Source organism: Halorubrum amylolyticum, assembly GCF_004114995.1.
GTDB classification, from domain to species: domain Archaea; phylum Halobacteriota; class Halobacteria; order Halobacteriales; family Haloferacaceae; genus Halorubrum; species Halorubrum amylolyticum.
In genome coordinates, this window is record NZ_SDJP01000008.1 from 76,935 (window position 1) to 95,441 (window position 18,507).

Genomic DNA, 18,507 nt, shown 5'->3' on the forward strand with positions numbered 1-18,507 from the left:
GGCTCCCCGCCGCGGAACGGGCAGCGTGGCGACCCCGCCGCGGTCGAGGGCGACCGGCAGAGGAGCAACAACGAAGACCCCGGGCGCCGATGGGTGTGACATGCACCATCCCGGACCCCCGCGATTCCTCGCAACGGGCGAGGCCACGGAGCTCGCGCCGCGAGATCCGGACCCGAGCGAGTCCTACGCGTGGCGCGTCGTCGACGCGCCGCCGGACAGCGAGGCGACGGTCGGGACCGACCCGGTGACCGAGTTCACCCCCGACGTTCCCGGCCGCTACCGGATCGGGCTCGACGCACCGGACGGCGACCACCTGCTGACGGTCCGCGCGTTCCCGTCGAGCTACGAGGGCGTCGACGTCGCGGGGGGAAGCGGGACGGCGATCCGCGACCGCACCGCCGGCGACGCCCCGATCGACTACGCCGAGCCGCGCGCTGACGAGGGCGTGGGGCGGCCGCGCGTGCGGCTGGACGCGAGCGTGAAGCGTGATGACGGAGCGGACGGCGGCCCCGAAATCGTCGTCCGCGCGACCCCGAAACCGAACCCCCACTCCTCGCTCGGCGCGGACGGCCTGCGGGTGACGTTCGTCGTCGACGACCGCGACGTCGCGAGCGCGGTCGCGGAGGGGCGGACGAACCCGCGCGACGCGCTCCGGACGAGCGACGACGGGCGGGAGCTCCGGGTGCCCGCGGCCGCGGTCGCGGACCGCCTGCGCGTCCACGGGGTCGCCGTCGCCGCGGAGCCCGGGCGGGAGCCGCGCGTCAGCGTCGCCGACGCGGTCGCGGTCGAGCGGACCGGCGAGAGCGGGGGCCAAAGAGACGGCAAGGGCGGGCGCGTCGGCGGCCCGACCGGTCCCGCCTTCGAGACGGTACGGCTCAACGATCCCCCGGCGTGGACGCGCGACGCGACCGTCTACGAGGTGTACGTCCGGACGTTCGCCGACGGGAACGGTGGCGGAACCGACGACGGCGGCGGCGGTGAGCGGGGAGAGACGTTCGACGCGATCGCGGATCGGATTCCGACGATCGCCGAGATGGGCGTCGACACGCTGTGGCTCACGCCGGTCCTCCAGCACGACGGGAAGCCGCACGGCTACAACATCACCGACTTCTTCGACGTGGCCGACGACCTCGGCGACCGCGACGACTACGAGGCGCTCGTCGAGACGGCCCACGACCACGGGATGCGCGTGCTCTTCGACTTCGTCGCCAACCACACCGCGCGCGACCACGAGTGGTTCCAAGACGCCTACAAGAACCCGGACTCCCCGTACCGCGACCGCTACGAGTGGCAGGAGTCGGGCGAGCCGGGCACGTACTTCGACTGGGAGCTGATCGCGAACCTGAACCACGCGAACCTCGACGTCCGGCGGTTGCTCCTCGACGTGATCGACGAGTGGGCGCCCCTCGTCGACGGCTTCCGATGCGACATGGCGTGGGCGGTCCCCGACTCCTTCTGGCGGGAGCTCCGCGACCGGGTGAAGGACATCGACCGGGAGTTCCTGCTGATGGACGAGACGATCCCGTACATCCCCGGCTTCCACGAGGGGATGTTCGACGTGCACTTCGACGCGACCCTGTACTTCCAGCTCCGCCAGATCGGCCGGGGAGTCGACCCCGCCGCGTCGGTCTTGGACGCGGTCGACCAGCGCGCCGAGATCGGCTTCCCGGACCACGCCGAGTTCCTCCAGTACATCGAGAACCACGACGAGACGCGCTACCGGGTGGAGTGCGGCGACGCCGCCGCGGCCGCGGCGGGGGCGGCGACCGTCACCCTGCCGGGCGTCCCGATGATCTACGCGGGCCAAGAGATCGGTCAGCGCGGGCACCGTGACGCGATCGCGTGGGAGCACGCCCGCGAGGGGGTCCGCGACCGCCACGAGCGGCTGCTCGCGGTCCGCGCCGAGCACTCCGCGCTCGGACCCGACGCCGACCTCGACCGGGTGGGGTACCACGTCGCCAGCGGCGACCTCTCGGAGCGACCGATCGTCGCCAGCGGCGACGTACATCCCGACGACGTGGTGGCGTTCCGCCGGAGCGACGACGAGGAGTCGCTGGTCGTCGTCCTCAACTTCGCCCCCGAGTCGGCGAGCGTCGCGGTCGGCGTCGACCACGGCGACCGGAACCTCGTGACCGGGGACCCCTGCGTGGTCGTCGACGGCGAGGGGACCGAGCGGATACGCGTCGACGACGCGGCGGTCGTCCATGAGACCGGGCGGTGAGTCGGTCTGCGAGGCGGGCGGCGCGGTGACCCGTCCGCCGAGACCTCGTGGACGCAACGCTTGAGTTGGTGGGGGTCACAGGGAAACGCATGCGACTCGACCGCTCCGGCGGCGTGTTCTGTCACGTCACCTCGCTCCCGGGGAGACACGGCATCGGCGACCTCGGCGACGGGGCGGAAGCGTTCCTCTCCTTTCTCGGCGACGCCGACGTGCGCCACTGGCAGGTGTGCCCGCTCGGGCCGACGATGGACGCCGCCGGGGAGTCTCCGTACCAGTCGCCCTCCGCGTTCGCCGGCAATCCCCTCCTGATCGACCTCGACGGGCTCGTCGACGACGGCTGGCTCGACGAGTCGGACCTCGAACCGGTCCCCGACTTCCCGAAAGACCGGGTCGACTACGAGGCGGTCCGCGAGTACAAGGAGCCGCTGTTGCGGGCCGCGTTCGAGCGGTTCGACGAGGCGGTGACGGGCGAGGGAGCAGACAGCGTGGAGGCGGGCGAGGTGCCCCCCGGGTTCGACGCCTTCCGCGAGCGCGAGCCGTGGCTCGATGACTACGCGCTGTTCCGTGCGCTCTCGGACGCGAGGGGCGAGGACACGTGGGTCGAGTGGCCGGACCCGCTCCGGACGCGGGACCCCGAGGCGCTCGCCGACGCCCGCGAGCGCCACGCGACCGAGGTCCGGTTCCGGGAGTTCCTCCAGTGGACGTTCGACCGGCAGTGGCGCGACCTCCGGGCGATCGCCGACGAGGAGGGCGTGTCGATCGTCGGCGACGTGCCCATCTACGTCGCTCTCGATTCCGCTGACGTGTGGGCGAACCCGGAGGCGTTCCGGCTCGACGACGGGAACCGTCCCGCGGCGGTCGCGGGAGTGCCGCCGAACGCCGGCGATGACGGCCAGCGCTGGGGAAACCCCGTCTACGACTGGGACCGGCTCGCGGAGCGCGACTACGACTGGTGGATCGCCCGGTTCCGGCGGCTGTTCGAACTCGCCGACGTGGCGCGGCTCGACCACTTCCTCGGGTTCGTGAAGTACTGGGCGATCCCGGCCGACCGCGACGACCCGGCGGCCGGCGAGTGGCGCGAGGGGCCGGGACGCGACCTGTTCGAGACCGTCGAGCGCGAGCTGGGACAGGCGCCCTTCATCGCCGAGGACCTCGGGTTCGAGGAGCCGGCGATGGACGAGCTGATGGCGGAGTTCGGCTTCCCCGGGATGCGCGTCCCGCAGTACGCCGACTGGTGTGCGGAGGGCAACGAGTACCAGCCGATGCACTACCCCGAGGGGGTCGTCGGCTACACGTCGACCCACGACACGGACACGTGGGTCGGCTACTTCGAGGACCTCCCGGAGCGCCAGCGCGAGTGCTTCCGGTACAACGTCGGCGCCGACGGCGACCGCCCGACCGAGTGGGAGATCATCGACGAGGTGTGGGCCTCGGAGGCGGTGCTGGCGATGACGACGGTGCAGGACCTGTTCGGCCTCGGGAGCGAGGCGCGGTTCAACGAGCCGGGCACCCTCGGCGGCAACTGGGAGTGGCGCGTCCGGCGCGACGCGCTCGACGACGCGCTCGACGACCGACTGTGGGAACTCGGCGGAAAACACGTGAGGTAGCCCGATGCTTGGTTGGAGCTTCGCGGACGGATCGGTCCTCCACGTCGTCGTGATCGCCGCCGCCACCGGCGCCATCTGGATCGGGAGCGGCTGGCTGGAGGAGGCCGCGGAGACGCTCTCGGGGTACTACGGCCTGCCGGCGGTGGTGCAGGGGTCGATCGTCGTCGCCGTCGGGTCGAGCTTCCCGGAGTTCGCGAGCGTCGTCGTCACCGCCGCCACCGGCGTCTTCGACATGGGCGTGGGTGCGCTCGTCGGCTCCGCGATCTTCAATATCCTCGTTATCCCCGGGCTCTCCGGGTTCAGCGCCGACGGCGACCTCGAGGCCAGCCGCGCGATCGTGTACAAGGAGGCGCAGTTCTACATGATCGCGGTGTCGGCGCTGGTCGTCACCTTCTCGCTCGCGGTCATCTACTTCCCCGTCTCGACAGACCCGATCGTGGGGGAGCTGACCCGCCCCGTCGCGGCGATCCCCCTGTTGCTGTACGGGCTCTACCTGTTCATCCAGTACCAGGACGTCGACGACGCGGCGATCGACCGGGTTCGCGACGGGGTCGACGCGCGCCGCGAGTGGGGGAAGCTCGCCGCCGGCCTGCTCCTCATCGGCGTCGCCGTCGAGCGGCTGGTCGGGTCGGTCGAGTCGCTCGGGGCGGCGCTCGGCGTCCCGGAGTTCCTCGCCGGGATCACGATCGTCGCGGCGGCGACGAGCCTCCCGGACGCTCTCGTGAGCGTTCGGACGGCGCGCGAGGGGCGCGGCGGGACGAGCCTCGGGAACGTGCTGGGGTCGAACACGTTCGACCTGCTCGTCGCCATTCCGGTCGGCGTGTTGATCGTCGGGAGCGTCGACGTGAACTTCTCGACCACCGTCCCGATGCTCGGCGTGCTCACCGTGGCGACCGTGTTACTGTTCGCCACGCTCCGGACGGACCTGTCGCTCACCGAACGGGAGTCGTCCGTCCTGCTGATCGCGTACCTCCTGTTCGTCGCGTGGGTCGTCGCGGAGACGGTCGGGGCGACGACGGTCCTCAGAGGGGTTTAAGAGGGTCGTCGCCGGTCGCCGGCGTCGACGCACCGACTTCAGTACTGGTTGCGGCCGATGATCAGATACAGGACGAGCCCCAAAAGCGGCGCGAGGAACGCGACGAGCGCCCACAGGAACGCGGGCTGGTCGCTCCGGCGTTGCGCGTCGGAGTAGATCCAGACGATAATGCCGAGCTGTACGAGGAGCATGAGGAGGCCGAACAGGAGGAAGAGCACGCCGGCGCCTCCCTGTAGCAGTATCGGGGACATCGTCTCCGACGACTCGGGCGAAAAATAAGTGTCTTTGGTTACCATGCGGCCTCACACGACCACGAACCGACCACGAACCGTTTTGAGCCGCCGGTCCCCGATCACGGCATGGACCTCTCAGTCGACGCCGACCGCCTTCGCGCGGACTTGGAGGCGAACGCGGCGTTCGGGCGGATCGCGGACGACGACCCCGAGAAGTGCGGGCGGACGAACCTGACCGGGACCGAGGCGAACCGGGCGGCGCGGGACCGACTGGTCGAGCGGTTCGAGGACGCCGGCCTCGAGGTCGCCGTCGACGCGGTGGGCAACCTCGTCGGGACGTGGGTCCCCGACTCCGCCGACCCCGACGCGGCACCCGTCGCGAGCGGGAGCCACCTCGACAGCGTCCCGAATGGCGGAATCTTCGACGGCCCGCTCGGCGTGTACGCGGCGCTGGAGGCGGTGCGCGCGATGCGGGACGCGGGCGTCGAGCCGGCGCGACCGGTCGCCGTCGCGAGCTTCACCGAGGAGGAGGGCGCGACGTTCGGGAACGGGCTGCTCGGGTCGAGCGTCGCGACCGGAGTGACCGAACCCGACGAGGCGCTCGCGCTCGAAAACGACGCGGGTGAGACGCTCGACGAGGCCTTAGAGCGGATCGGCTACCGCGGCGGCGAGGCGATCGATCCGGCGTCGTGGGAAGCGTTCTACGAGCTCCACGTCGAGCAGGACACGGTCCTGGAGGAGGCGGGCGCCGACGCGGGCGTCGTGACGACGATCACCGGGATCACCCACTGCGAGGCGACGATCGAGGGGGAGGCGAACCACGCGGGCGCGACGGCGATGGGCGAGCGGACCGACGCGCTCGCGGCCGCCAGCGAGTTCGTGCTCGACGTGGAGGCGGCCGCGAACGAGGTCGTGGACAAATCGAGCGACTCCGCGGTCGGCACGGTGGGCTCGCTGTCCGTCTCGCCGAACGCGACCAACGTCGTCCCCGGTCGCGTCGACGCTGGCGTTGACGTGCGGGACGTGAACACGGAATCGATGGAGACGATCGTCGACGCCGCGCGCGACTCGCTCGCCCGGATCGGACGCGAGCGCGGCGTCGAGACGCGCTTCGAGCGTCCCTTCGACGTGGCGCCGGCCCCGATGAGCGATCGGATCCGCGACGCGGCACACGCCGCGGCCGAGACTGCGGGCCTGACCGCGATCGACCTCCACTCCGGCGCCGCCCACGACGCGATGCGAGTGGCGGCCGTCACCGACTCCTCGCTGCTGTTCGCCCCGTCGCGCGACGGGATCTCGCACAGTCCGCGCGAGTGGACCGACTGGGCGGACTGCGCCGCGGCGACCGCGGTGCTGGCGGGTGCGGTGGCGCGAGCCGCGACCGAGTAGGCGTCACAACCGTTTTGCCGATCGGCCGCGACCGACGACCGTGAGACGACCGCTTGGGCTGGGCGCCATCGTCCTCGGCGTCGCCGCCGGCGCGGCCAGCGCGTCAAAAACCAGCTGTACGAGCGAGTCCTCGCTCGGTTCAACGAGCACCCGGACCGGGTGGCGTTCCCGGTGAGCCGGAACCGGTAGCCGGACGCGGGGACAGGGCGATCGTGGCGAACGAGAGTCCCCGGGAGCCCCTCCGGGAGCGGTGGAGTTAGGTGGCGCGCCGACGATCTGAGTACGATGGAAGCGGCACTCTGGTACGTGCTAACCGGAACGCGGGGCGGAGCGAACCGCGTCCGGCTGTTGCGGGCGCTCGACGACCGCCCGCGGAACGCGAACCAGCTCGCCGAGGATCTCGATCTGGACTACAAAACCGTTCGACACCACCTCGACGTACTGATGGACAACGACGTCGTCCAGCGCAGCGGCGACGAGTACGGCGCCGTCTACCTGCCGACCTCGCGGGCACGCCAGCACTGGGACACTATCGAAACGATCATGGAGCAGACAGATGACGACTGACGGAGCGGAGCGTCGGAGCCGCAGCCGCCGCGTTGCGGGTCGTATTCGGAACGAATTTGGGAAAGCGGTTATACCCACCCCGCCGATAGCAGGTGTACGATGAGTCTCTGGTTCGACGTGGCGCGAGTCTCGGCGGGGGCGAACGTCGCCCTGCTTCTCGCGCTCGTCTGGGTGTGGGGGCGGAACTACGTACAGTTCCGCTCGAAGCACGCCCTCGGGCTGGCGATGTTCGGCGTGTTTCTGCTCGGGGAGAACGCGTTCGCGCTGTACATCTACCTGCTCGACCCGACGCTGTCCGCGTGGTTCGCGTCCGAGGCGGTGCCGCCGATCGCGTGGCGCGGGATGATGGCGCTCCACGTCCTCCAGACCGTTGGCCTCCTGTTTCTCGTCTGGGTCACCTGGGATTGACTCGATCGAGACCGCTGTCGTAGCGGGGGTGGGAGTGGTTCTCGCGATGCCCGTGAACGAGAGCGTTATCGGTGCGACGTGATCGATAGCGGGAATACGTGTATCGAGTTGGCAGAGTGGTTGTTTATAAGTGAACGAGTGGTGTTGCTGTCGGCTGTTTATACGTCGTCGACGACGCGGTGAACACCGCCAAAGCCCCAGCCGCGAGGGCGACGCTTGACGACGCAAGCACCGCAGGAACGAGCAACGCGAGTGACGAGGAGCGCAGCGAGTCACGCGAGCCGTCGCGGCTGCCCCTTTGAGCCCCACCCGACCGCGACCGCACAGCACCTCACGCCTCCCCAGCCTCGTCACTGGCGGCTGTCGCCGCCAGCGACTCCCTCGCGCGCGCTTCTCGCGCCCGGTGGGCGCTCGAAGGCACGCGCCACCGCACTCGTCATTTATACGCGATCGTCGCTGTCACTCACGTCTATTTAAATACTGAATCGCTGCCTCCGATCTGCAATATCCACTCCCGAACTGTACCACTGGTGTTCCATGAACTGTCATCTGAGCGCTTGAGTGTCCGTTTTGGGCGGCTTTCTGAACGGATTTGGGTGAGAAGCCGGCGGGAGTTCGGCAAATCTCTTTTTATATGTCGCCGGTCGACTCTCTCATGCGCAACAGCGCATTCACATTGGCGATGACGGTCGTGGTAGTCGTGTCGGCGGTGGCCGGCGCGACTGGCGCGGTCGCGGCACAGAGCGGTACCGACGCGGCGAGCGTGAGCTTCGCCGACGGCGCGTCCGGCGGAAGCACGGTCGTCGTCGACGAGGTTCGCGTTCCCGACGGCGGGTTCGTGACGATCCACGACGACTCGCTGACCGACGGGAACACCCTCGGGAGCGTCGTCGGCACGAGCGCGTACCTCGATCCGGGGACGCACGAGAACGTGACCGTCGAACTCACCGACGCGGTGGAGACGGGCACGTTCCACGCGATGGCGCACCGCGACACCGACGGCGACCGCGCGTACGCGTTCGTCTCCTCGAACGGCGAGGCCGACGGTCCGTACACGGTCGACGGCGAGGTGGCGATGGACGACGCGAACCTGACGGTCTCCGCGAGCGTGAGCGGGACCGACCAGCCCGGCGAGGGCGAGTACGTGATCGTCGACCGCGTCGAACTGAGCGACGGCGGGTTCGTGACGGTCCACGACTCGTCGCTCGCCGACGGCGCCGTTTTCGACTCGATCCGCGGCACCAGCGCGTACCTGGAGGCCGGCGTCCACGAGGACGTTCGCGTTCGGCTCGACGAGCCGCTCCAGAACGACGACACGGTCTTCGCGATGGCGCACCGGGACACGAACGGCAACGAGGCGTACGACTTCCCCGACAGCGAGGGCAGCGAGGACGGTCCGTACCTCGACGGAACCGACGAGATCGTGATGGCCGGCATCGACGTGGAGCTCGACGACGACGCGCGGTCGAGCTTCGGCGCGCAGTCGTCCGGCGGCAGCGCGGTCGTCGTCGAGGAGGTCCACCTGCCGGAGGGCGGGTTCGTGACGATGCACGACTCGTCGCTCGCCGACGGCGCGACCTTCGACTCGATCCGCGGGACGAGCGCGTACCTCGAACCGGGGATCCACCGCGACGTCGTCGTCCGGCTCGACGACCCGCTGGCCGAGGACGACGCGCTGTTCGCGATGGCCCACCGGGACACGAACGACAACGAGGCGTACGACTTCCCCGGCAGCGACGGCAGCGAGGACGGTCCGTACACGACCGACTCGTCCGACATCGTGATGGACGACGGGAACGTCACCGTCTCCGCCGGCGTGGCGTTCGAGACGGGCGACTCCGACGGCGCCACGGTCACGGTCGACCGAGTGGACCTGAGCGAGAACGGGTTCGTGACGCTCCACGACGCCTCGATCGGCGGCGGCGCCGTCTTCGATTCCGTCCGCGGCACCAGCGCGTACCTAGAGGCCGGCGTCCACGAGAACGTGACGATCGAGCTCGACGAGCCGCTACAGGACACGGAACGGCTGGTCGCGATGCCGCACCGCGACACCGACGGCGACGAGACGTACGGCTTCGTCGACAGCGAGGGAGAGGTCGACGCGCCCTTCCTGACCGGCGACGACGCTCCGGTGACGGCAGGCGCGAGCGCGCAGGTGACCGCGTTCGCCGACGCGAGCGCGCAGGATACCGACGGCGAGAGCGTCGTCGTCGACGAAGTGACGCTCCACGACGGCGGGTTCGTGACGGTCCACGACTCGTCGCTCGCCGACGGCGCCGTCTTCGACTCGATCCGCGGCACCAGCGCGTACCTCGCGCCGGGCACGCACACCGACGTGGAGATCGCGCTCGACGACCCGCTGACCGAGGACGATACGGTGCTCGCGATGGCGCACCGGGACACGAACGACAACGAGGCGTACGACTTCCCCGGCAGCGACGGCGCCGACGACGGCCCGTACGCGGCCGCGGGTGCGCCGGTGATGTCCGCCGCAGACCTGACGGTCGAGGGCGGCGAGGAGACGGGAGCCGACATGGACGGCGAGGACGGCGAGAACGGCGAGAACGGCGAGGACGCCGGTGACGACATGTCGGACGGCTCCGACGACGGCGAAATGAACGACGAGGATGCGAGCGGCGACGGAGAGAGCGGCGACGAGGCGCCCGGCTTCGGCGCCGCCGTCGCGCTCGTCGCGCTGATCGCGGTCGCGCTCGTCGCGCGTCGCCACCCCTGAACACCGCCCCCGAAATCGGCCGCCGGCGTCAACGATTCGACGCCGGAGCGAACACCATTCTTTATATGCCTCTGATTATTCTCTCGCGGCGATCCGGTATCGGAACGAAACACCACCGAGTCCGTCACACCCTCACACGAGAACGGTAGCGGCGGTTTCGAATATCAGCATGTGTGAGATAAGGCAAAGATTTATATGTGCTTGCGACTTACTATTGGTTAACGAATCGGCGATCCCGGCGCCAGTATTTCTGTCGGGAGTTCGATCGGTGAGAACACCATGACCGAGACACACATACGCGGCTACGACGGCGAAACGGAGCGAGACCGAACCACGGAGTCGACCGAATCGACGGCCGACGGGACGGAGTCGGTGGGAGATCGGACCACGACCTGTCCGGAGTGCGAGGGGAACCTCGTGAGCGACACGGAGCACGGCGAGACGGTCTGTACCGACTGCGGGCTCGTCGTCGAACAGGACTCGGTCGACCGCGGGCCGGAGTGGCGCGCGTTCGACTCCAGCGAGCGCGACAGCAAGTCCCGCGTGGGCGCCCCGACGACGAACATGATGCACGACAAGGGGCTGTCGACGAACATCGGCTGGCAGAACAAGGACGCCTACGGCAAGTCGCTGTCCAGCCGCCAGCGCCAGCGGATGCAGCGGCTGCGCACCTGGAACGAGCGGTTCCGCACCCGCGACTCGAAGGAGCGCAACCTGAAACAGGCGCTCGGCGAGATCGACCGGATGGCCAGCGCCCTCGGTCTCCCGGACAACGTCCGCGAGACCGCCTCCGTCATCTACCGCCGCGCGCTGAGCGAGGACCTCCTGCCGGGGCGCTCCATCGAGGGCGTCGCGACGGCGGCGCTGTACGCCGCCGCCCGGCAGGCGGGGAACCCCCGGAGCCTCGACGAGTTCACTGCCGTCTCGCGGGTCGACAAGATGGAGCTCACACGGACGTACCGATACGTGATCCGCGAGCTCAAACTGGAGATCCAGCCCGCCGACCCCGAGAGCTACGTCCCCCGGTTCGTCTCGCGGCTCGACCTCTCGGAGGAGACACAGCGGCTCGCCCGCGAGCTGCTCAACGGGGCGAAGGAGGCCGGGATCACCAGCGGGAAGTCCCCCGTCGGCCTCGCCGCCTCGGCCGTGTACGCGGCCGCGCTCCTCTCGAACGAGAAGGTGACTCAGAGCCAGGTGTCGGAGGTCGCCGACATCTCCGAGGTCACCATCCGGAACCGGTACAAGGAGCTCCTCGACGCGAGCGAGGGGCTGGCCGCCTGATCCCGCGTTCCGGTCCGAGCCGCGTCCCCGCGCCGGGTCCGAACCCCGCCACATCCGAGACGCCCACCCGCCACGTACGTTTTTAACCCGGCCGCGCGTACGTCGTCTCATGGTGGATGCGTTCGTCAGACTCGTCTGTCCGGAGTGCGACAAGGAGTGGCAGGACAACCCCGCCGACCTGCAGCGCCTCCGTTCGAACTTCAGCTGTCCCGACTGTCACGCGACGCGGCGACTGGCCGAGTTCATGCGGACCGAACGCGACCTCGAAGCCGTCAAACAGTTCCAGTAGCCCGGCCGCCGCTCCCGCCTAATCCGAATGCGCGTGAGGAGCGGCGCGACCCGCAGCGTATCGGCGCGCGATCGCTCGGGATCACCGGTCGGTCGTCCGCCGCGAGCCCGCGAAACTGTCCCGAACGATAACGCGAAAAGACCCGTCTCCGGGGCGGATACGGGCGACGCTGGACTACCCATGGTAACGTGACTCAGGATAATAATATAAACCTCCGGTAGCAAAGGACTGGTACTCATGAAGAAGCAGGAACTCATCCACCTTCACGGCCTCCTCGCGGAAGTACGAAAGCAGTGCGAATTCTGGGACGAGAACATCGACCTCGACGCCTACGAGGAACTCGGCGTCAAACCGACATCGATTCACAAGTCGAAGACCGACCACAAAGCCGCTGTTTTTAAGCTGACCGAAGGAATCACCGAGCCGATGGACGAGTCCGAGTCGGAGCCGCTGGCCCCGACCGCCGACTGAAACTTCGACGCCGCCTGCCGACGGATCGTTACCCACCCAGTAGCCACGCCGCCTTCGGGAAGGCGTTCCGACGCCGCCTTTGGGGAGACGTTCCGACGGGAACATCGATACCGAGCGGTCGAGGGGACGCCGCCGAACCGGCAGAGGTCGGGCCGAGGAGTCAGTCGCGGGCGTCGCTCTGCTCGTCGGCGTCGTCGGGCGCGTCCTCGGCCGCCGAGTCGCCGCCCTCCGATCGGGCCGTCGACGACCGCTCCGCGGAGTCGTCCTCGATCTCCTCGACGTGTAACACCTCCAACGGGATGTTCCGGAGCCGCTGACCGATCTCCTTGCGGGCGACGCGGCTCGCGTGCTCCCCGCGGTCGACGTTGAACACGTCGATCTGGAGTTCGAGCGCGACGAGGGCCTCGTCGGCCGCGACGAACGCCGGCAGGAGGTCCTCGCCGCCGGGCGACGTGCGGGTTCCGGTGTCGATCTCGACGTAGTTGAGGTCCGGATTCAGCATCTCTCCGGTCTTCGAGATGGCGATCCGAACCGCTTCGTCGGCGGTCTCCACGTCGTACACCGGAACCGCGGCCTCGACGACGACTCGGCAGTCCATCACGTGTGGGCGTACCACGCGAACCGGCATGAAACTTCGGCCGACAGGTCGCGTCGTCGAAACGACGGCGGCGGATCGGACGGGCTCGCAGCGGGCTACTCGCCGCCCGCCCGGAGGTGGTAGAAGACGTACGTCTGGGCGTAGCCGGCGAACTCCCCGCCGAACCGCTCTCGGATCGCGCGCGACGTGTCGGTGTAGTTCCCGCGCTCGCAGTCCGGATAGTACTCCTCGATCGTCGTCCGAATCCATGTGTCGAGCGGGACCGCCTCGAGGAAGCCGAGCGAGAACAACAGCACGCAGTCCGCGACCTTGTCGCCGACGCCGACGAACCGCGTCAGCGACTCGCGCGCCTCCTCGTAGAGGAGGTCCGCCGCCTCCCGGGGATGGGCCTCGCCGGTCGCGATCATCTCCGCGGTCCGCCGGACGTAGGGGGCGCGGTATCCCAAGGAGAGGTCGCGGAGCTCCGCCTCGGTCCGCGACGCGAGCCGGTCCGGTGTCGGGAACGCGCGGTACTCCTCGCCGCCGAGCGTGACGGCGTCGCCGTACGTCTCCCGGAGCCGCCGCTGCATCCCGTGAATCCGCGCGACGCGCATCTGCGCCGAGCAGATGAAGGAGATCAGACACGGGAAGACCGGGTCGCGCGTGAGCCGCATTCCCTCGTAGGCGTCGTACGCGCGTTCGAGGAGCGGGAGGTCCGGGGTCGCGTCGAGGATCGCGTCGAGGTCGTCGTCGAGCCGGAACAGGTGTTCCAAGAGGGGAACGGCGTCACCCGACGACTCCCAGCGGAGGGTCCCGTCGCGGACGCCCCCTTCCTGTCGCACCCGCACGGGGACCCGCTCGTCGCTCACTCCGGGTATCGGGTCGACGACCGTCTCGTACCACGCGTCGCCGCCGTGGGCGTGGAGGTCCTCGTAGGTACCCCCGTCGGCGCGGTTCCAGAGGTAGCTCTGTCCGCTCTCGACCGTCGCTTGGAGGTCGAACGGGCCGGCCAGATCGGCAATGTCGATCGCGCCTCGCTCCATTACCGATCCGATGGCACCGCGACCGTATGCGGGTTTCGGTCGCCCGGACGCGGACTCACCGATCCCGCGAACCGCCGCCGGAGACGGGTTTTTGCCCGTTGATCCCCTAAAAGACGTATGCCGACGTACCGACGAACGACCCGCGTGCCGGCCCCCATCGACGAGGTGTGGGCGTTCCACTCCACGACCGACGGGCTCCGGGAGCTCACGCCCCGGTGGATGCACCTTCGGATCGGCGGCGTCGAAGGACCGAACGGGAAACCGGACCCGGACGTGCTCGTCGAAGGGTCCGAGATACGGATGTCGATACGGCCGTTCGGCGTCGGCCCGCGGCAGCGATGGACCTCCCGGATCACCCACCGGGAACCGGCCGCCGAGGCCGCACCCGGCGATCACGCCCGCTTCGTCGACGAGATGGTCGGCGGACCGTTCCGGACGTGGGAGCACACGCACGCGTTCTACGCCGACGGCGAGGAGACGCTTCTGGTCGACACCGTCGCGTATCGGCTCCCGTTCGGTCCGCTCGGAGACGCCGCCGGCCCGTTCGCGAAAGTCGGGTTCGAAGGAATGTTCCGGGACCGTCACCGGCGGACGGTGACCCGGTTCGATCCGTAGCTTCGGCGCGCGGGGCGACGTTGACGGAGTCGGCGGGTTCAGGCCGGTGTCGCCGTCGTTTCGGCCTCGAAGGAGACCTCGAACACTGCACCGTCGTCGTTGTGGACGTCGACTTCCCAGCCGTGGGCGTCGACGATCCGGTCGACGATCGCGAGTCCGATACCCGAACTGTCAGCGGTCGTAAACCCGGGATCGAAGAGGGAACCGCACACGTCCGGCGGGACTCCCGGTCCGTCGTCGGCGATGTACATCCCGTCGCCGGCCTCGTCCGTCCGGGACCCGATCTCGATGGCGACGCTCGGACCGGCGTGGTCGACGGCGTTCCGAAAGAGGTTCTCGAACACCTGCCGAAGCCGGAGCGGGTCCGCACGTATCCGACCGACGTCGTCGGCGATCGTCAGCGTCGCGTCGGGCGCGCGAACCGTCTGCCAAGCCTCCTCGGCGACGCCGGCCACCGATATCGGTTCGGTCTCCCCGATCGCGTCCCCGCGTTTCGCCAACATGAGGAGGTTGTCGATGAGCGACTCCATCCGCGTCACCGCCCGATCCATCGGCTCGTACGTCGACTGCGAGACCTCGTTCTCGACCAGATCCAGGTACCCGGAGAGCACGTTGAGCGGATTTCTGAGGTCGTGTGAGACGACCGAGCCGAACTGTTCGAGCTGTTCCGTCCGTCGGCGGAGCTCCAACCGTCGATCGTTTCGCGCGATGGTGTACGCGATCAGATCGCCGAACGTTCGGTAGAGGGCCACCTCCTCGTCGGTCCACGTGCGCCACGCGTCGGTTTCGAAGGCCAACACGCCGATCAAGTTCCAGTCGGCGACGAGCGGAACGTGGACGGTCGCCGGCCGATCGGCGCCCTCCTCGGTCGGCGCGTCGCTCTCGTCCGCAGAGGGGTCCGCGGACTCGGGCGGTTCCGACGAGTGAACCACGTTTTCGAACGTCGAGAGCCGCGCTTCTCCCGGGAATTCGTCGATCTGGCGCGGTGCGGTGTCACACGTCTCGGGACACCAAGCGTACGTCGGCTCGAACGTCTCCCCGTCTCGGAGATAACAGACGATCCGATCGAGCTCGGCGTGTTCGCCGACGTTCTCCATGGTCCAACTGATCTTCGTGTCGACCTCGTCGGACCGCGTGCTCATCAGCGTCGACCCCGAGTCCAGCAGAACCTCACGCAGCCGGTCGGCGTCGTCCGATCCGAACCGGACCCGTCCCGGGTCCACCGCGTCGATCAGTCGCTCGACGAGGGGGTCGACGTCGGAGTTGGCCCCGGTCGCCTCCGGCGGCGGAGCGGAAACGACGCCGTCGGCGTCGGTTCGAAGCGCGACGCGAAACTCCTCGGCGGTCGACGCTTCGAGAACGACGACGACGGGGACGCTGTCCGGCGTCGCCGCGAGTCGGTCGGCGACCGACGCATCCGTTGCCGCCTCGGTGGTCGTGACGATACCGCAGGCGTCAGCCAGCGGCTGCAGATCGGCGTCCTCGCTCGCCTCAAGCAGCGCGTCCGGAGCGGTCGCTCGACACTCTGGAGCCCGCGGGCCGGCCCACGCCGTCTCGACCGCTCGTGACACGCGCGCCCGCACGTCCGGGCCGTCTCCGACGTACGCCACGACGGAACGCCGATGCATACGCCGAAATCGCATCGATCGCATTTGAAGGTTAATCCGAAAATATCGGGTTCGAGAACGTCGTCCCGGGGGTCACGTTCCGGCCTCCGTCGCGGTGAGGACGATCCCGCCGAGAACGACGGCCCCGCCGACGAGCGTGTACGGCGTGGGAACCTCCGCGAGGACGACGAACGCGAGGAGCGTCGCTCCGACCGGCTCGCCGAGCAGCGACACGGAGACGACGCTCGATTCGAGGTGCGCGAGCGCCCAGTTGATCACGGTGTGGCCCAACAGCCCCGGCCCGACCGCGAGACCGACGAATATTCCCCACTCGACGGGCGGATACCCCGTCAGGGCGTGTCCCTCCGCGAGGACGATGGCGAGGAGCGAGACGGTACAGACGCCGTACACGATCACCACGTAGGGGACGAGCGCGACCCGCTGACGGAGCGACCGCCCGGCGAGTACGTACCCGGCCGCCGTCACGGCGCCGACCAGCGCCAACCCGTTGCCGTAGATCGGTCTCCGTCCGACGAACACCCCGCCGAGGAGATCGCCGAACGACATCGCCGCCATGCCGGCGACCGCGACGGCGATTCCGACGGCCATCCGACGCGTCACGCGTTCGCGCAACAGGAGCCACGCCCCCAAGGCGACGAACACCGGCTGCGCCTGAACGAGCGTGACGCTCGCGGCGACGCTCGTCCAAGCGAGGCTCTCGAACCACGCCGCGAAATGGAGCGCCAACGCGATCCCGGACAGCGCCGCGAAGCCGAGATCGCGGCGAGTGACGCGGGCTATCTGCGCTCGATAGCGCCACCCCGCGACGGGGAGGAGCGGTACCGTGGTGAACAGCACCCGGTAGAAGGCGGCGACCGAACTCGGGGCGTCGCTGAGCCGAACGAGGACTGCGCCGGCGCTCACGCCGCCCACCGCAACCGCGAGACCGAGCATCGGCGGAAACCTCGGGTTCTCAGCCATCGGTTCGGGCATCGGTTCCGGACGCTCTCGGTTAGCGGTTTCGGGACGGCCCCGCGTCCCGACGAGGCTTTGAAACTCCGGTCCGAACTGCGACCATGTGCGCAGACACGTTCGGCGTCGGCGTCCGACTCACCGAAGAGGAGTTCGAGTTCGTCGTCGGCGTGCCATCAGACATCGACGCCGGGTGGACGGACCCCGAGGAGTTCCAGTCGCTCGTCGCCGAAGCCGTCTGGGAGCGACTCGACCGACGAGCCGTCCTCGCTTCGATCGCCGAGCGCTTCGAGACCGGAAAGACCGCCACGCTCGGAACGGTGACCCTCGATCCCGACGGCACCGTGATCACCCACGAGCTCGACGTCCCCGATCGCGACGAGTGACCGGCGGGACCGGCGTCACTCGACCGCCGAGTCGCCGCTCCCAGACCCGTCGACGCCCGTCGCGAGGGCTGCACCGACCAACCACATACACGTCGGACTGTACGCGGTGAGGTCGTACCGGGTCGATCCGACCGTCTCGCCCCACGTATCCAGCACGCCGAGCGTGACCAGTCCCGACAGCGCCGCGCCGAGCGTCCGCGGCGTCGTCTCCGGGTCCACGATCGCCTCGTGGATCTGCTTCGACTGCGGATAGTTGCGCTCGCAGCGCTCGATCCCGCCGCGCGCCTCGACCCAATGCCGGCGCACGTACCCGAACGTCGTCGGGTCCTCCTGACGAAGCCCGTCGACCGCCCCGAGGATCGGATGCTCGACGATACCGACCTCCGTGGCCGGATCGAACAGCGACGCGAGCGACGCCCCCGTGTCGTCGGTGAAGGAACACCCTATCACGACGTCCCCCGTCAGACCCCGAAGCCCCTCGACCAGCGCGGCGGCGTCGCCGCGCCCGCGCTCCGTCAACAGCGGTTCGATGTCGTCGACGAGCACGCGGAGGTCCGAGTCCTCACGCTCGTCGAAATACCTCGAAACGGCGTCGAGTATCCGGTCGATCCCGGTGGACGGTCCCAACGCGGTGTACGCGAGTCGTCGGCCCGGTACCACCTGTGCGACCGCGGCCGCACCGCGGGTGAGATCGCTCACGGAAACGACCACCTCTCGGGTCGGTAGCTCGCCGGTCGTTCGCTGCCACCCGCACCGCCACTCCTCGATCCCCGTCCCGAACAGGACGGACACCACCCGCTCCGGAGCCGCCCCGTCGCGAACCGACGGTCGACGGTCGGCCGATACCCGAACCGCCAGATCGCGATCGGTGTGTACCGGAACGGACATCGATATATTCGGTTCGATAACAGCCTGCATAAACGTATGGGCGAACGACTCAACATTGAGATTTTCAGGAACTGACCGACAGCTATCAGCGGTCGGGTGTGGTGGTGTGGCCGCTCGCTACACATGAAAATAGCCCACGGACGCGGTGTCCGTGGGCTGTAAGTGGGAGTATGCTCCCGATGA

At 69.1% G+C, this 18,507-nt stretch carries 18 protein-coding genes and 1 pseudogene; 13 read left to right on the forward strand and 6 right to left on the reverse strand.

The window, feature by feature from the left end; genetic code table 11:
• Positions 1 to 100: 100 nt before the first annotated feature.
• The 3 genes from malA (at position 101) to ESO89_RS08515 (ending at position 4,864) form a co-directional block, all read left to right on the forward strand.
• Positions 101 to 2,221, forward strand: a complete 2,121-nt coding sequence (gene malA, locus ESO89_RS08505) for an alpha-amylase MalA (RefSeq protein WP_128905107.1) — start codon at positions 101 to 103, stop codon at positions 2,219 to 2,221.
• An 89-nt stretch (positions 2,222 to 2,310) separates the two neighbouring features.
• Positions 2,311 to 3,828, forward strand: a complete 1,518-nt coding sequence (gene malQ, locus ESO89_RS08510) for a 4-alpha-glucanotransferase (RefSeq protein WP_128905108.1) — start codon at positions 2,311 to 2,313, stop codon at positions 3,826 to 3,828.
• 4 nt (positions 3,829 to 3,832) lie between these two features.
• On the forward strand, positions 3,833 to 4,864 hold the full coding sequence (locus ESO89_RS08515; RefSeq protein WP_128905109.1) for a sodium:calcium antiporter: 1,032 nt from the start codon (positions 3,833 to 3,835) through the stop codon (positions 4,862 to 4,864).
• Positions 4,865 to 4,902: 38 nt separating this feature from the next.
• Here ESO89_RS08515 and ESO89_RS08520 read toward each other — a convergent pair whose 3' ends face one another.
• The gene (locus tag ESO89_RS08520) at positions 4,903 to 5,115 is read right to left on the reverse strand and encodes a PLDc N-terminal domain-containing protein (protein ID WP_128905110.1); all 213 of its coding nucleotides are present in this window, start codon (positions 5,113 to 5,115) and stop codon (positions 4,903 to 4,905) included.
• A 108-nt stretch (positions 5,116 to 5,223) separates the two neighbouring features.
• On the opposite strand from ESO89_RS08520, the gene ESO89_RS08525 reads away from it, so the two are divergent.
• The 8 genes and pseudogenes from ESO89_RS08525 to ESO89_RS08560 all read left to right on the forward strand — a co-directional run bounded on the left by ESO89_RS08525 (position 5,224) and on the right by ESO89_RS08560 (position 12,236).
• Entirely contained in the window at positions 5,224 to 6,486 is a 1,263-nt protein-coding gene (locus tag ESO89_RS08525) for a Zn-dependent hydrolase (RefSeq protein ID WP_128905111.1), read from the forward strand.
• 87 nt (positions 6,487 to 6,573) lie between these two features.
• A pseudogene (locus tag ESO89_RS08530) lies at positions 6,574 to 6,675 on the forward strand (mechanosensitive ion channel family protein); the annotation flags it as partial.
• Positions 6,676 to 6,771: 96 nt separating this feature from the next.
• Positions 6,772 to 7,053: a winged helix-turn-helix domain-containing protein gene (locus tag ESO89_RS08535; RefSeq protein ID WP_128905112.1), complete on the forward strand. Its 282-nt coding sequence runs from the start codon at positions 6,772 to 6,774 to the stop codon at positions 7,051 to 7,053.
• A 99-nt stretch (positions 7,054 to 7,152) separates the two neighbouring features.
• Positions 7,153 to 7,461 carry a hypothetical protein gene (locus ESO89_RS08540; RefSeq protein ID WP_128905113.1) on the forward strand — a complete coding sequence of 103 codons (309 nt, stop codon included), beginning with the start codon at positions 7,153 to 7,155 and terminating at the stop codon, positions 7,459 to 7,461.
• A gap of 682 nt (positions 7,462 to 8,143) precedes the next feature.
• Positions 8,144 to 10,195, forward strand: a complete 2,052-nt coding sequence (locus ESO89_RS19495; RefSeq protein ID WP_206731740.1) for a DUF7282 domain-containing protein — start codon at positions 8,144 to 8,146, stop codon at positions 10,193 to 10,195.
• A 279-nt stretch (positions 10,196 to 10,474) separates the two neighbouring features.
• Positions 10,475 to 11,476 (forward strand): transcription initiation factor IIB, encoded by a 1,002-nt coding sequence (locus tag ESO89_RS08550; protein ID WP_128905115.1) that lies wholly within the window; start codon positions 10,475 to 10,477, stop codon positions 11,474 to 11,476.
• 109 nt (positions 11,477 to 11,585) lie between these two features.
• Positions 11,586 to 11,765, forward strand: coding sequence for a DUF7836 family putative zinc-binding protein (locus ESO89_RS08555; RefSeq protein WP_128905116.1), 180 nt, complete (start codon positions 11,586 to 11,588; stop codon positions 11,763 to 11,765).
• Positions 11,766 to 12,002: 237 nt separating this feature from the next.
• Positions 12,003 to 12,236 carry a UPF0058 family protein gene (locus ESO89_RS08560; protein ID WP_015910243.1) on the forward strand — a complete coding sequence of 78 codons (234 nt, stop codon included), beginning with the start codon at positions 12,003 to 12,005 and terminating at the stop codon, positions 12,234 to 12,236.
• A gap of 160 nt (positions 12,237 to 12,396) precedes the next feature.
• Here ESO89_RS08560 and ESO89_RS08565 read toward each other — a convergent pair whose 3' ends face one another.
• Together ESO89_RS08565 and ESO89_RS08570 are read right to left on the reverse strand one after the other, a co-directional pair.
• On the reverse strand, positions 12,397 to 12,834 hold the full coding sequence (locus tag ESO89_RS08565; protein ID WP_128905117.1) for a DUF555 domain-containing protein: 438 nt from the start codon (positions 12,832 to 12,834) through the stop codon (positions 12,397 to 12,399).
• Positions 12,835 to 12,929: 95 nt separating this feature from the next.
• Positions 12,930 to 13,856: a DNA-3-methyladenine glycosylase family protein gene (locus ESO89_RS08570; protein ID WP_128905118.1), complete on the reverse strand. Its 927-nt coding sequence runs from the start codon at positions 13,854 to 13,856 to the stop codon at positions 12,930 to 12,932.
• A gap of 117 nt (positions 13,857 to 13,973) precedes the next feature.
• On the opposite strand from ESO89_RS08570, the gene ESO89_RS08575 reads away from it, so the two are divergent.
• Positions 13,974 to 14,471 carry an SRPBCC family protein gene (locus ESO89_RS08575; RefSeq protein WP_128905119.1) on the forward strand — a complete coding sequence of 166 codons (498 nt, stop codon included), beginning with the start codon at positions 13,974 to 13,976 and terminating at the stop codon, positions 14,469 to 14,471.
• Positions 14,472 to 14,509: 38 nt separating this feature from the next.
• Here ESO89_RS08575 and ESO89_RS08580 read toward each other — a convergent pair whose 3' ends face one another.
• Together ESO89_RS08580 and ESO89_RS08585 are read right to left on the reverse strand one after the other, a co-directional pair.
• Positions 14,510 to 16,099, reverse strand: a complete 1,590-nt coding sequence (locus ESO89_RS08580; protein ID WP_128905120.1) for a sensor histidine kinase — start codon at positions 16,097 to 16,099, stop codon at positions 14,510 to 14,512.
• A gap of 72 nt (positions 16,100 to 16,171) precedes the next feature.
• Positions 16,172 to 17,059 (reverse strand): DMT family transporter, encoded by an 888-nt coding sequence (locus ESO89_RS08585; protein ID WP_128905121.1) that lies wholly within the window; start codon positions 17,057 to 17,059, stop codon positions 16,172 to 16,174.
• A 95-nt stretch (positions 17,060 to 17,154) separates the two neighbouring features.
• On the opposite strand from ESO89_RS08585, the gene ESO89_RS08590 reads away from it, so the two are divergent.
• Positions 17,155 to 17,436 carry a hypothetical protein gene (locus ESO89_RS08590; protein WP_128905122.1) on the forward strand — a complete coding sequence of 94 codons (282 nt, stop codon included), beginning with the start codon at positions 17,155 to 17,157 and terminating at the stop codon, positions 17,434 to 17,436.
• Between the two features lie 15 nt (positions 17,437 to 17,451).
• On the opposite strand, the gene ESO89_RS08595 is transcribed toward ESO89_RS08590, so the two are convergent.
• The gene (locus ESO89_RS08595) at positions 17,452 to 18,324 is read right to left on the reverse strand and encodes a DUF7504 family protein (protein ID WP_241686170.1); all 873 of its coding nucleotides are present in this window, start codon (positions 18,322 to 18,324) and stop codon (positions 17,452 to 17,454) included.
• Positions 18,325 to 18,507 lie beyond the last annotated feature (183 nt).

What these genes read in the sequence shown, in the direction of transcription:
- malA (WP_128905107.1), top strand. Translation starts at nt 101, where the DNA reads ATGCACCATCCCGGACCCCCGCGATTCCTCGCAACGGGCGAGGCCACG.
- malQ (WP_128905108.1), top strand. Translation starts at nt 2,311, where the DNA reads ATGCGACTCGACCGCTCCGGCGGCGTGTTCTGTCACGTCACCTCGCTC.
- ESO89_RS08515 (WP_128905109.1), top strand. Translation starts at nt 3,833, where the DNA reads ATGCTTGGTTGGAGCTTCGCGGACGGATCGGTCCTCCACGTCGTCGTG.
- ESO89_RS08520 (WP_128905110.1), bottom strand. Translation starts at nt 5,115, where the DNA reads ATGTCCCCGATACTGCTACAGGGAGGCGCCGGCGTGCTCTTCCTCCTG.
- ESO89_RS08525 (WP_128905111.1), top strand. Translation starts at nt 5,224, where the DNA reads ATGGACCTCTCAGTCGACGCCGACCGCCTTCGCGCGGACTTGGAGGCG.
- ESO89_RS08535 (WP_128905112.1), top strand. Translation starts at nt 6,772, where the DNA reads ATGGAAGCGGCACTCTGGTACGTGCTAACCGGAACGCGGGGCGGAGCG.
- ESO89_RS08540 (WP_128905113.1), top strand. Translation starts at nt 7,153, where the DNA reads ATGAGTCTCTGGTTCGACGTGGCGCGAGTCTCGGCGGGGGCGAACGTC.
- ESO89_RS19495 (WP_206731740.1), top strand. Translation starts at nt 8,144, where the DNA reads ATGACGGTCGTGGTAGTCGTGTCGGCGGTGGCCGGCGCGACTGGCGCG.
- ESO89_RS08550 (WP_128905115.1), top strand. Translation starts at nt 10,475, where the DNA reads ATGACCGAGACACACATACGCGGCTACGACGGCGAAACGGAGCGAGAC.
- ESO89_RS08555 (WP_128905116.1), top strand. Translation starts at nt 11,586, where the DNA reads ATGGTGGATGCGTTCGTCAGACTCGTCTGTCCGGAGTGCGACAAGGAG.
- ESO89_RS08560 (WP_015910243.1), top strand. Translation starts at nt 12,003, where the DNA reads ATGAAGAAGCAGGAACTCATCCACCTTCACGGCCTCCTCGCGGAAGTA.
- ESO89_RS08565 (WP_128905117.1), bottom strand. Translation starts at nt 12,834, where the DNA reads ATGGACTGCCGAGTCGTCGTCGAGGCCGCGGTTCCGGTGTACGACGTG.
- ESO89_RS08570 (WP_128905118.1), bottom strand. Translation starts at nt 13,856, where the DNA reads ATGGAGCGAGGCGCGATCGACATTGCCGATCTGGCCGGCCCGTTCGAC.
- ESO89_RS08575 (WP_128905119.1), top strand. Translation starts at nt 13,974, where the DNA reads ATGCCGACGTACCGACGAACGACCCGCGTGCCGGCCCCCATCGACGAG.
- ESO89_RS08580 (WP_128905120.1), bottom strand. Translation starts at nt 16,099, where the DNA reads ATGCATCGGCGTTCCGTCGTGGCGTACGTCGGAGACGGCCCGGACGTG.
- ESO89_RS08585 (WP_128905121.1), bottom strand. Translation starts at nt 17,059, where the DNA reads ATGGCTGAGAACCCGAGGTTTCCGCCGATGCTCGGTCTCGCGGTTGCG.
- ESO89_RS08590 (WP_128905122.1), top strand. Translation starts at nt 17,155, where the DNA reads ATGTGCGCAGACACGTTCGGCGTCGGCGTCCGACTCACCGAAGAGGAG.
- ESO89_RS08595 (WP_241686170.1), bottom strand. Translation starts at nt 18,324, where the DNA reads ATGTCCGTTCCGGTACACACCGATCGCGATCTGGCGGTTCGGGTATCG.